The organism is Psychrobacillus sp. FSL K6-2365 (assembly GCF_038003165.1).
GTDB lineage: Bacteria > Bacillota > Bacilli > Bacillales_A > Planococcaceae > Psychrobacillus > Psychrobacillus psychrodurans.
The window spans coordinates 3064533-3077142 of the sequence record NZ_JBBOOO010000001.1 but is presented as its reverse complement, the minus strand read 5'-3'; the positions used below and the strand labels follow the sequence as shown (position 1 = coordinate 3077142).

Genomic DNA, 12610 nt, shown 5'->3' with positions numbered 1-12610 from the left:
AGAAAAGAAGGACAAACCATTGAAACCATGAAAAAGACAGCCGTTCTTTTGATGATTATCGCTGTTTTATCAAAAGTATCCGGATTTCTGCGCGATATAACACTATCCTTTTTTTACGGTGCTACTTCTACTAGTGATGCTTATATCATTTCAATTACAATTACATCCGTATTATTCAATCTTATCATTTCAGGGATATCAACTGCATATATCCCAATGTTTAAACAAATTGAGCATGAAAAAGGTCATCAATCGGCATCCATTTTTACAAATAATCTAATTAATATTGTGTTGTTAGTTACAACAGCTGTCATTGTAATGGGATTTCTTTTTTCAAATATATTAGTAAAATTATTCGCTTTAGGTTTTGACGGGGAGACACTAAAAACTACAGTACTCTTCACTCGTATTGGATTAGTAGGTATATATTTTACAAGTCTAACCCAATTCTTCACAAGTTATCTACAACTGCATGGAAAATTCACCATACCCGCTATGATTGGTTTTCCTTTCAATATCATTATTATCCTTTCAATTGTTATAAGTTCTTCTCAATCGAATATTATGATTTTGGCGATTGGGAGTGTTTTAGCAGCTGTGATTCAAATGTTTTTTTTAGTTCCTTCATTAAGCAAAACAAACTATCGATATACTCCAATTTTACAGTTTACAGATAAGAATATAAAGAAAATGGCTGGGATCGTTTTTCCCATTATGATCGGTATATCCATCGACCAAATAAACTTGATGGTTGATAAAACACTTGCATCCAAGTTAGTGGAAGGGGGAATTTCCGCTTTGACGTATGCCAGTAGACTGAATGATTTTGTTCAAGGTATTTTTGTACTTTCATTCGTAACGGTAATGTTTCCTCTTATTTCGAACATGGCAGCTAAAAAAAATACAGAAGACTTTAAGGCATCTATTAGTGAAGTTATTTCTAGTGTGATCCTCATTGTTGTACCTGCAAGCATTGGAATAATGATTTTAGCAGAACCTATTATTAGAATGCTTTTTGGACATGGACATTTTGACGACCGAGCAATTGATATGACCTCTCATGCGCTGTTTTTTTATTCTATCGGGATGATTGGTTATGGTTTTCGTGAAATTTTAAATCGAACATTTTATTCCCTTCAAGATACGAAAACACCTATGTATAATGCATCTTTGTCAGTAGTCTTAAATATTGTTTTAAATTTCATATTATCTTCTTATATGGGAATCAGTGGACTTGCACTTGCAACGAGCATTTCTGCACTTTTTTGTTCTACTCTTTTAGTTATCAAGCTTCGAAAAAAAATTGGATCGTTCGGTTTAAAAGGGAACTTTATCACTTTTATGAAAGTAATTTTTGCTGCAACTGTAATGGGGATTATTGTATATGTAATGAATGAATATGTATTAACCGGTTGGAATGCTTTATTTAAGATGACGGTAGTCATCTTTACTGGAAGTGTTATCTACTTCATTCTAATTATTCTACTAAAAGTGAAGGAGTCAAAATTATTTCTAAACTATTTGCGGAAGATAATTCATTTATAAAAAGAAAATAAATTATTTATTGGAATGGGGAGAGCTTCTGAAAACATGGAATTAATAACGATATCATCGCTAGAACAACTGAATCAATTTCGGGAAGATTGGTCCTTTATTTTGGAGGAGAACCAAAATACAAATCCATTTATCGAATTTGACTGGGTATATGAATGGTGGAGACATTTAGGAAGAGAGAGTAATGTGGAGATTATTACCGTTTTGGATAATGAAGAAATAATTGCTTTTTTCCCATTTATGTATGATAAAAAGGGATGGTTATACAAATATAGTTTTATCGGGTTTGGTCAGGCAAATTATATGAATTTTATCGGATACGATCATTCATTGGGGCTTGCAATCGAATTTGTTATAGATGGCATTATTAGTAAAAGAAAGCACGTTCTATTTAATATGCATGGGTTATTAAATAGTTGCGCGACACCTGGAACTCTTGAAGCATATTTACGCAAGAAAAGTATATCCTTTTCAACCCATTGCGTTATTACACCATTTATAAATTTAGATAAAATACAAATGGATGAATATTTAAAGAAAAGACAAAAGTTGCATCGCCTTAATAGAGGGGAAAAAAAGTTGCTGGAAAACGCGGATATGGAAGTGTTGAAAATCGGAGCTGAAAAAATGGATGCAATTTTTCAACTCCATGAAAAGAGATGGAAGAAAAAACACGACACTAGTGGTTTTACCAATCAGAAGGAGAAGAACTTCTTTAGAAGTTTAACACAACTTCAAGGTGGACCAGTCAATATAGAATTAGATGGACTATATATTGATGATAGAATGATTGCGTTTAACTACGGTTTCAGATGTCGAGAAAGATATGTGAGTTATGTATTAGGATTTGATGATGACTTTGAAATTTTTAGCCCTGGTAAAATTCTTGAAAAGGAAAAAATTCTTCAATGTAGTAAGAAAAAAAATAGTATCTTTGATTTGAGTATCGGATATGAGGCATATAAGTTTGAATTGAATACAGATGTCGATTTCACAATCAAAATGATATTTTCGTCTAGAACTCTTTTAGCTAGGACAGCTCGTACTGTGATCTCAATGAAAGAAAGGGTAATTCATCGTATAAAACAGAACCAAAAAATAGTTTTGTATAAACGAAATAAAATAGGGAAAATGTTATTTGTTCTGAAAAACATTTTGAAAGCAGAAAAGTCCAAAGAGGCATGGAATGAAATATCTTATTTCCTATTAAAAATTAAAAAGTTTTTATTTGAATGGGAGCGATATAGAATTTATGAGATGCCAAGAAAGAATGGTCCCGAAATAGAAAATGATAGTTTTGTAGCATTATCTTTAAAGAATGCTATTCAAAACGATGAAATAGGAAAATATCATATGAAAAAGATATGTACGAAAATATACGGTGCCTACAAAGGATATTATAAGTCAAATAATTTACCTTTTGAGTCGGTGTTCTGGATAAATGAAAGAGTCATTCGAATAAATGAAATCTCCTTTTTAAAAAACTTTAAAAAAAAGTCAGTGTTTATAGAAAATTGGAAACCTGAAAATCTTAGGGAGATTTGTTCTTTTGTAAAAAAGCAAAATAAAGCCAATACAATGTTTGTATGCGTGAAGGAAAACTCTAAAAAAAAGATAATTGCGGTTGAAAGTTTAGGATTCACTATAGATGAAAGGGTTTTCAAAAGGACGATTTTGGGTTTTAGCAAGACAATTATCTACTAGGTTTGAACTTTTGTAGTTTCTCTAATATAGAAAATGAGGGATAGTGGATGAGAATTGTTCAACTAATCACACATATGAATGAATTAGGTGGAGCTCAAGTGCATGTCCGTGATTTGGCTAGACAACTTGCAAAGGATGGTCATACGGTGACTATTGTTTCTGGTGGGGAAAAGAAAGTTCCGAAGGATTTAGTTGTACCTTCCATCACTTATGTGCATAGTAAGTTTTTAATACGTAATATTCATCCGATAAAAGACTTTATAGCATTATTAGATATAAGGAAAAAAATAAAAAAATTGCGTCCAGAAATTGTAGCCATCCATTCTTCAAAAGCCGGAATACTAGGAAGGATTGCTTGTTGGTCGCTGCGTATTCCTTTTGTATTTACTGCGCACGGTTGGTCATTTACAGAGGGTGTGGAAAAAAAGCAGCAACGCTTTTATAGGAAAGTTGAAAGGTGTATCGGAAAAATAAGCTCAACCGTAATTACTGTTTGTGATCATGATAGAAATTTAGCATTAAAACATCAAGTGCTTCCATTTGCAAAGATAAAAACAATTCATAATGGTGTAATTGATACGAAAAATGCAGGGCTAGAAAAAGGGAACAGGGAATTTGTGAATATTTTGATGGTTGCTCGTTTTGAAAAACCTAAAAAACAACAAGAACTGTTAGAGGCGCTTATATCACTAAAGGACTTGAATTGGCATATGATTTTTGCTGGTGATGGGAGCTTGAAACAGAAAACTGCTCAATTTGTACTGGAAAATAATCTAGGTCATAAAGTAACTTTTCTAGGTAATCATTCAAACGTTTCGGAGTTATTAAACGAGGCGGATATTTTTGTTCTAAACTCTTCTTGGGAAGGCCTTCCTTTAAGTATTTTAGAAGCTATGGCACAGGGAGTTCCCATTATTGCGTCCAATGTCGGTGGAGTGAAAGAGGCTGTTAGAAATGGGGAAAATGGATTTTTAATACATGAAAACTTACAAGAGCAACTATCCCTATTAATAGAAGGGGAGTTACTTCGCAAAAAAATGGGAGAGAAAAGCCGAGAAATCTATGAGGGTATTTTCACGTTTGAAAAAATGTATCAAAAAACACTAAATACTTACTACAACATAACTGTAATGGGGGAGAAAAATTGAAAGTATTAGTAACTGGAGCAGCTGGATTTATCGGTTCCTACGTAGTACAGGCATTATTAGAACAACGATTTACTGTCGTTGCTGTAGATAATTTGTCAACGGGTAAGCAAAGTAATCTTTCATATGATACACAGTTTTATGAAATAGATATAACAAATAATGACATAGAGCGTATATTTGAATATGAGCGACCAGATTATGTCATTCATTTAGCTGCCCAATCCTCCGTATTTGAATCAATGATAAAACCAATGGAAGATTGCCAATCAAACTTAGTTGGTACACTTAATATTCTGCGTTTCTCCAAACAGTATAATGTGAAAAAGTGCATATTTGCATCGACAGCTGCAGTATACGGAAATCCCACTACTTTACCTATTAAGGAAGATTCAAAACTCGCTCCTTTATCTTTTTATGCTTTGTCCAAGCTCTCTGCAGAAAAATATGTTCAATTATATGAAAAGTTATTTGGTCTAAAAAGTTGTATATTACGATTTTCAAATGTATATGGTCCGCTGCAAGCAGGCGGGGTAATTACAAAATTTCTTGACTGTATAATTAATAGAAAGAATCCAGTCATATTCGGTGGCAATCAAACAAGAGATTTTATATATGTAAAAGACGTTGCAGCCGCTTGCGTTCAATCATTAATAGCAGATCAAACAGGTGTATTTAATATTAGTTCCTCCACCGAAATATCTATTCAACAAGTTTACGAGCAATTATCAGAACTTACTGATGTGAAATCAAAGCCAAGCTATGATTCTTTAGGAGAAGGAGAGATTGTAAGAAGTATTCTCTCAAATAAGAAGGCTATTTTCACCTTTGAGTGGGAGCCATCGTATAGTTTTGTAGCAGGCTTAGAAGAAACTATTCATCACTATACTCAGTTAAAACAAATCTAGTCGAAAGGGGATTGTGTGGAGCATATTCTGATTAACACCTACAAGCATTTTAGTTTACACGAAAAAGAATGGTCAGCTATTTTGGAAGCGAATGAAAATACAAACCCGTTTTTAGAATATGAATATGTTTATAATTGGTGGACTTCTTTAGAAGTAGGTAGAAAGGTAGAAATACATGCAGTTAAAGATAATAACAGAGTCATTGCGTTTTTCCCGTTCGAAGTGAAGAAAACAGGGGGTGTGCATGTTTTTTTCTTTTTGACACTTTTTGAAAATCAAGTAATGGATTTGATTGTTAAAAAAAGTGATGCCAGTCGAACTATAATGTTCTTATTTGATTCCATTATAAATGAACGTAAGCAAATTGTATTTCAGTTAAATGAATTAAAAGAAAGAGGAAAAACATTTTTAAAACTCTCTGAGTATTTAGTAGCGAGGAATATCAAAGCTAAAGATGTTAACAAAAAATTAAAGATGATATATGATGAGTTACCTAATTTAGAAACACCTGGAGACAATCAAAGTTATAGTTATAAGCATGATGGTATATCATTAATTTTTTCAACGAATACGGTCCGTTCTCTTCTATATAGAAATTTTTTATGGGTAAAAGAAGTGTATTTTTCAAGAAAGAGTTAAAAGAATGAAATTCTAATCATATAATTTACGATATGCGATGTCTTACACGGTGATTTTAATTGTAGGTTAGTTTGTCCATCGTTAAGGTCAATTAAAATGAAGGAAGGGTGAGGTACTGGGAGCTCTAATTGTTTCTTTAGATATGGAGCTAAACTGGGGAGTACATGATGTGTTTACACTTGAAGAGTATGGAGGAAATATACTTGGGGCTCGTCTAGCCATCCCAGGGATTCTGCAGCTGTTTCTCAAGTATGATATTCACGCTACTTGGGCAATTGTTGGAATGCTTTATTGCGAAAGTAAGAGAGAACTTTTGACCAAACTAGAGGATTTAGATTTTCCATATGAAAAGGATGCATTTTCTCCAAAGTCTAACTTATGGCAAGTTGGAGAAGATGAATTACAGGATCCTTATCATTATGGGCTCTCACTTATTGAAGCGATTAAAGCAGTACCCAATCAGGAAATTGGAACACATACGTTTTCTCATTATTATTGCTTAGAAGATGGGCAACAAATAGGGAATTTTGAAAAGGATTTAAAAACGGTTGTTCAACTAAAGGAAAAGATTTCATCTTTAGTTTTCCCACGAAATCAAACGAATATCGATTATTTAAACGTATGCAAGAAGTATGGAATCACTGCTTATCGCGGCAATGAAGAAAGTTGGATTTATGGAGCATACACAAGTAAAACAAACACAATGACCAAAAGAATTCTGAGATTAATAGATGCATATGTGAATATATCAGGGGAACATACTTATAGCTTGAAGAATATCGAGACAGATCCAATTGTCAATATTCCTTCTAGTCGCTTTTTAAGACCTTATAGTAGCAAATTTTCTTTTTTAGAGAAACTTCGTCTTCGCCGAATTAAAAAGGGATTGACTAAGGCTGCAAAGAAAAATGAACTCTATCACTTATGGTGGCATCCACATAATTTTGGGAGAAATACAAAGGAAAATCTACAGTTTTTAGAGGAAATCTTAAAGCATGTAGATTACCTGAAGCATAAGTATAACTTTCAAAGTATGCATATGAGGGATGTTACAGAAGTTTTAAAAATTATTGCGTCAAAAGTAGTTGAAAAAAGCTACTACTTCCCGTTTATTGTTGTTTTTTAATATCTATAGTTTTAGCTTTAAAACTAATAAAATTTAGGGGAATTATTCATTAGAGTCGATAATTTTATATCAAGATGAATAGAGGATCATGTGTGCAACGTGATCCTCTCTAAGATTTCCTATGATATATCTAAACAAAACAAGTTACTTCACGCCATATTTCCGTTCAAGTTGAAAAAGATCGGCATCTTCGTTTCGATTACCTGTTATTAAATCTTTTAAAATATGTGAACCTAGCATGCTATATACAGTACCATTTCCGCCATATCCAAGTAAGTAAAACTGATTTTTTTTAGTCGGGTGCTCACCAATGAATGGAATATTATCAATAGATTCGCCAAAGCTTGCGGCATATGCATAATCTATCTGAATATCATAGTCAGGGAAAAGCTCTTTCGCTTGCTGTAATAAATTTTCGGTTCGTTGCTGAATTAGTTCATCTGATTGAGGTGCTTCAGGCTTATCCTCATCCAAACCCCCAACAATTAGTCTTCCGTCAACTGCTGTGCGAATATATAAATAAGGACGCTTTGTCTCCCATATTAACGCTTGTTCGTACCAATCACTAAATTCTGCGATTCGATTGCTGACAAATGCATAAGAGCGGTTAATATCAGCTCCGACCCGCTCACCCACGGGAGTAGTTTCATAACCAGTTGTGTATATGATATTGCTAGCATACAAAGGGTGTCTGTTAGTACGGATATCTAAAGAATCGTTATCCTCAAATACATCTATTACCTCCGTGTATGGAAATAAATGTACACCTAACTCCTCTAATTTAGAAAGTATCCCGTGGACAAACTTGAGTGGATTAATCTCCGCATCACCATAAGTTACTAAGGCGCCATGTTTGGTAAAAGGCATTTTTTCTGCCATTTCATTTCTTCCCCAATAATCACATGGAAACCCATAATTTATTAATGTATCATATTCAGCTTTTATTTTTTCTACATCGTTTTCGTCGCTCGCATAACATATACTTGGTCTTCGTATGAAGTCTACTTCAATTGGTAATTTCCTTGCAATTCGTTCAAGATCATCCATTGCTTCATAACAGAGCTGATAAAAGCGAACAGCATCTGTTTCTCCGATTTGGCCGATGAGTTCGTGCAGCATAATATCATTGGAGTATTGTAGAAGGCCAGTATTCGCACTTGAACTTCCTGTTGCCAACTCACGCTTATCAACTATAGCAACCTTAAGTCCACTTTCTGCTAATGCAAGTGCAGTAAGCGTTCCAGATATTCCCGAACCAACTATTACAACATCGTATATATCTAGTTTTTCAGAAGTAGTTTTAGGGGTGAAGGGTATTGTAGTAGTTGGCCAATAAAGAGAACCATTATGTATATTCATCTATTCATACTCCATTCTATTAGTTTCCAATTTATATACCCCCTATTTAATAGATTGAATCTACTCATGTTATAATAAGTTAACTTTAAAAAAAGGGTGTTTAAAATGACTCAGGAAAAACCACATGTATTAGTAATAGATGGAATGGCATTATTATTTAGATCGTTTTTTGCAACAGCAATGTCTGGCAATTTTTTTAAAAATGACAAAGGAATTCCAACAAATGCCGTGCAAGGGTTTGCTCGCCATGTATTGGCAGCACAAACTTTAATGCAACCGACCCATATGGCAGTTTGCTGGGATAAAGGGATGCTTACATTTAGAAATGAGCTATATGATGGCTATAAAGCAAACCGTCCCAAGCCAGCCGAAGAGCTTATTCCTCAATTTGATATGGCGCAGGAATTATCAGAGCATTTGGGATGGATGAACTTTGGGATAGCTGGAATGGAAGCGGATGATACGATTGCATCCATTACGCATAAATGGAAGGAAGACGCGAGGTTTACAATAGTTAGTGGAGATAAGGATCTTCTGCAATTACTAGAGCCTTCTACGGAAATTGCATTCACTAAAAAAGGGTTCACCATATATGATGTATACAATGAAGCTCGTTTTCTTGAAGAATACGGCATTTCTCCATTACTTTTCCCAGATGTGAAGGCATTTATGGGAGATTCTAGTGATGGCTATGCAGGTGTGAAAGGAATAGGTCCGAAAACCGCACTACAGCTTGTCCAAACTTATGGAACAGTCGATAAAGTATTGGAGGCACTGCCACTTTTGAAAGCAGGTCAGCGAACGAAAATCGAGACCGATTTGGAGATGTTAAAACTCTCCAAAGAGCTAGCTACGATTCGAAGAGATGTACCGATTGGAGCAGAGCTAGAACATTTATTAATTAAAGATATACCATCGGCGAAGCATGATTTTTTATATGAACATGGTTACACTATCTTAGCAAGACAGCTTCAAAAATAGTTATTCTCCGATCGGAGTAATTTGAATAAACGTAAGGATCGAAGCATTTTCTGAATAGTGAACTCTTCTAATTTGACTGGGACGGTTTCTACCTCCATTGTCATGGAGGATTAGGACCAGTTCACTATTTACGATTTCATAGCCAATAAGCGGGACCCAGTGGTAGGAGAAAGTGAAACTTTTATTCCACTGTAGCGAAAAGTATTTGTCAAACTTTAATGCGACGGGTCTTCCATTTTTCAACTCGTTTAATGCTACTTGGAGTGTGCATTTATTTACTTTCCAATTTGGTCCGAGCAATTTACGCATGTTACGAATAAAACGGTAGGTAAATAACCCAATGCGTGTTCCTCCCAATTTTTTATATAATTCATTAGGCTGATAAGGATTTGCATTAGTGAACAAAAAATTTAACAAAACATAAGCAGTAACTGGGCCACAAGCAGAAGCACGATAATTTGCTTGAATCGACGTGTCATATTGAGAGTAACCTTGAACTGGCAGTTGTGTTTTCATATCAGACCTCCGGGTACAAAGAGTTTTTCCTATTTAAATATGGGAAAAACTTTTTTGTTTTTTTGGAAATAATTTGTATTTGTATTTTCAAAATTGTTTACCTAATCTATAATACAATTTATCACAATCGATAAAAAAAGGGGGAATCGTATGATTCGTTTACTTCAAATAGAAGACTTGACACAGGCGGCAGATATAGCAGCACTTGCATATCCCGGGATGCTAATACAGTCAGATGAAAAGAAAAAAGAATTCATAGAGCGATTAGCAACTGAACAAAAAAAAGATAATGGTATAGAGTTTTTCGGCTGTTTTGATGAACAGGGTGAGCTTCTAGGGATATTTCGTGTAAATGATTTTGAATGTAATATAAATGGAAAGTTTCAACGCATATTTGGTATTGGAATGGTTGCTGTCCACTTATTACATAAAAAAGAAAAAGTGGCGTTTCAACTCTTATCTTATTTTCATAACTACGCTAGACAAGAAAATGTGGCGCTTGTCTCACTCTATCCCTTTAATCCTAGTTTCTATCGGAAAATGGGCTATGGCTATGGACCATTAAGATATGAATTTAAGTTTAAACCAGGCGAAATGATTGCGGACGGCAATAAAAGTAAGGTGAAATTTTTAACACCATCGGATGAAGATGCCATCGTTTCTTTATACAATGAATACGCTCAAAATAATCATGGAATGTTAAAAAGGACTTGGAAGGAAAAGGAGTATATTAAAACAAGAAAAACATATTATGTTGGTGTAGAAGAAGAAAACTGTTTAGTTGGGGCACTAGCTTTCACTTTGGATCCAGTAAAGGACAGTCATTTTCTACATCAACATATGATTATCCACGAATGGATTTGGAGTAATCCAAGTGCCTATAAGCAACTTGCTTCTTGGGTAAGTTCACAACAGGATCAAGTAGATCGAGTTATTTTCCGTACGAATGATCAATCATTTGTATACAGTCTTTTTAATCCATTAAATGATTCAAATCATGTAATTCCGAGCGTTTATCATGAAGTGGCTACTACCGGTTCAGGGATTATGTATCGAATAACAAATATACAATCATTTGTTAATGGAACTAATTTTAATGGACTAGGAAGACCGCAGGAAAATACACAGATTTTGTTGGAAATAGAGGATTCATTTATTACTGAGCAGCACGGGGTATATAAATTATCATACAGTAGAGAACGATGGGAAATTCAAAAAGTTGAAAAAACGCATGAACAAGCGGGTATTACAATTGGAATACATGATTTAAGTTCTTGGTGGATGGGTTCTGTAACCTTAGAGTCACTATATAACTATGGGGAAGCAAAAGTGCATCAATTGGAACCTAAAATGTTAGATGAGTGGTTTAAACCGAGGAATGGACCTATTTGTTTTACAGCTTTTTGAGCTATTCATAATGGTTAAGGGATAACGGAGAGTCGCTATAGTATATGCGGCTCTCCGTTATATTTATTTAATACCGATGAACTGATTTGATTCAACTAAAATTTTGTTTAATGCCTCACGGAAGCTTTTATATGTCTCAATATCCACTTGAATACTAGCATGAACAATTTCACGGATAAAACGCGGATTAAAACCAACATAAATTGGTCGAATTCCCATTAATCGAAGTGAGCTGTTCAAATTTGTAATAGACATGGCAAGTTCATTGTAATCGAAAGCTTCTACATCTTCTACATTAACCCCAGTAAAATCAAATACTGCTTGTTCAATTTCTTTATGATCTCCTATGTACTGGAGAGTTTTCGTCTGAATATTTTCAAAGCGCTCCCTAAACATATAGCCTGCAATAGGAATTAAGATGGTTTTAGGAACGATAGATGGAATAATAGGAGTAGAAATTGTCTTAATAATTCGCTCATAATAAGCGAGTTTTTCTTTTAATGCAATCATTTCTTGTTCGTGTGACATATAAAGAAGCACCTCTGTTTTTTTCTTATTATAACGATTACAAATACTTGGCCCCAATTAAAAAAGAAAAGGCTGCTTCCGAAAGAAACAGCCATTCTATACTATTAGTTTTGTGCATCTAAAAATTCAGTAACAGTGCTCCTGCGCACAGCTCGTCGCAGTATAACATTTAGATGCTTTGACTTATAGATACTATTTTACTTAGTTTTGTGCATCTAAAAATTCTGTTACTTGCTCAGGAGATTTTGCATTTGCACTATGAAGGTGAGCTTTTTTCTCGCCGTTTTGGTAAATAAGAAGACTTGGAATTCCCATTACCTCATATTTTTCCGCAACTTCCGGAAGTTCATCACGGTTTACTTCGTACCAAGTATATTGGTTATATTTTTCGACTATTGGATCAATGAACATTTCCATACGACGACAATCAGGGCACCAACCAGCTTCAAATTTTACTAATACTTCTTTGTCCCCAGAAATAATCTCGTTGAATTGTTCAGTAGTTGTAATTTTTTGCATGTTTTTATACCTCCTATGACTTTGTTTACAGTTTACACTGTTTCTTATGTTGGAGAAAGAAAAAAGAATTATTTATTCATTTTATTATTGCGAAAATTTAAATATTGTTCTAAACTAATAGACATAGAGATTGCTTCTATTTTTTTTGTTATCAAAATGAATGAGTATTCATTCAAGACGAAGGGGAGGCTGTGCACGTGACATATCAAATTAAAAAGGCAGCT

At 34.2% G+C, this 12610-nt stretch carries 12 protein-coding genes; 8 read left to right on the top strand and 4 right to left on the bottom strand.

Annotated elements, in window-relative coordinates; all coding sequences use genetic code 11:
* The first annotated feature begins 27 nt into the window (after positions 1–27).
* The 6 genes from murJ (at position 28) to MKY29_RS15380 (ending at position 7076) form a co-directional block, all read left to right on the top strand.
* On the top strand, positions 28–1545 hold the full coding sequence (murJ, locus tag MKY29_RS15405) for a murein biosynthesis integral membrane protein MurJ (RefSeq protein ID WP_340880202.1): 1518 nt from the start codon (positions 28–30) through the stop codon (positions 1543–1545).
* Between the two features lie 213 nt (positions 1546–1758).
* Complete coding sequence (locus MKY29_RS15400) at positions 1759–3258, top strand: GNAT family N-acetyltransferase (protein ID WP_340880201.1); 1500 nt, start codon at positions 1759–1761, stop codon at positions 3256–3258.
* Positions 3259–3305: 47 nt separating this feature from the next.
* Positions 3306–4406, top strand: a complete 1101-nt coding sequence (locus MKY29_RS15395; protein WP_340880200.1) for a glycosyltransferase family 4 protein — start codon at positions 3306–3308, stop codon at positions 4404–4406.
* Positions 4403–5311, top strand: coding sequence for an NAD-dependent epimerase/dehydratase family protein (locus MKY29_RS15390; protein ID WP_340880199.1), 909 nt, complete (start codon positions 4403–4405; stop codon positions 5309–5311). The genes MKY29_RS15395 and MKY29_RS15390 overlap by 4 nt, the downstream gene beginning before the upstream one ends.
* 15 nt (positions 5312–5326) lie before the next feature.
* Positions 5327–5950, top strand: coding sequence for a hypothetical protein (locus tag MKY29_RS15385; protein WP_340880198.1), 624 nt, complete (start codon positions 5327–5329; stop codon positions 5948–5950).
* A gap of 142 nt (positions 5951–6092) precedes the next feature.
* Entirely contained in the window at positions 6093–7076 is a 984-nt protein-coding gene (locus tag MKY29_RS15380) for a polysaccharide deacetylase family protein (protein ID WP_241599463.1), read from the top strand.
* A 144-nt stretch (positions 7077–7220) separates the two neighbouring features.
* Here the strand turns inward: MKY29_RS15380 and MKY29_RS15375 are convergent, their stop codons facing one another.
* Positions 7221–8435, bottom strand: coding sequence for an NAD(P)/FAD-dependent oxidoreductase (locus MKY29_RS15375; RefSeq protein ID WP_340880197.1), 1215 nt, complete (start codon positions 8433–8435; stop codon positions 7221–7223).
* A gap of 105 nt (positions 8436–8540) precedes the next feature.
* Between MKY29_RS15375 and MKY29_RS15370 the strand changes: the two genes are divergently transcribed.
* Positions 8541–9416 (top strand): 5'-3' exonuclease, encoded by an 876-nt coding sequence (locus MKY29_RS15370; protein WP_093494926.1) that lies wholly within the window; start codon positions 8541–8543, stop codon positions 9414–9416.
* Here MKY29_RS15370 and MKY29_RS15365 read toward each other — a convergent pair whose 3' ends face one another.
* Positions 9417–9932: a C39 family peptidase gene (locus MKY29_RS15365; protein WP_340880196.1), complete on the bottom strand. Its 516-nt coding sequence runs from the start codon at positions 9930–9932 to the stop codon at positions 9417–9419.
* A gap of 150 nt (positions 9933–10082) precedes the next feature.
* On the opposite strand from MKY29_RS15365, the gene MKY29_RS15360 reads away from it, so the two are divergent.
* On the top strand, positions 10083–11339 hold the full coding sequence (locus MKY29_RS15360) for a GNAT family N-acetyltransferase (RefSeq protein WP_340880195.1): 1257 nt from the start codon (positions 10083–10085) through the stop codon (positions 11337–11339).
* Positions 11340–11402: 63 nt separating this feature from the next.
* Here the strand turns inward: MKY29_RS15360 and MKY29_RS15355 are convergent, their stop codons facing one another.
* Positions 11403–11867, bottom strand: coding sequence for an STAS domain-containing protein (locus tag MKY29_RS15355; RefSeq protein ID WP_093494923.1), 465 nt, complete (start codon positions 11865–11867; stop codon positions 11403–11405).
* A gap of 201 nt (positions 11868–12068) precedes the next feature.
* The gene (locus tag MKY29_RS15350) at positions 12069–12434 is read right to left on the bottom strand and encodes a thioredoxin family protein (protein ID WP_269915744.1); all 366 of its coding nucleotides are present in this window, start codon (positions 12432–12434) and stop codon (positions 12069–12071) included.
* Between the last annotated feature and the right edge of the window lie 176 nt (positions 12435–12610).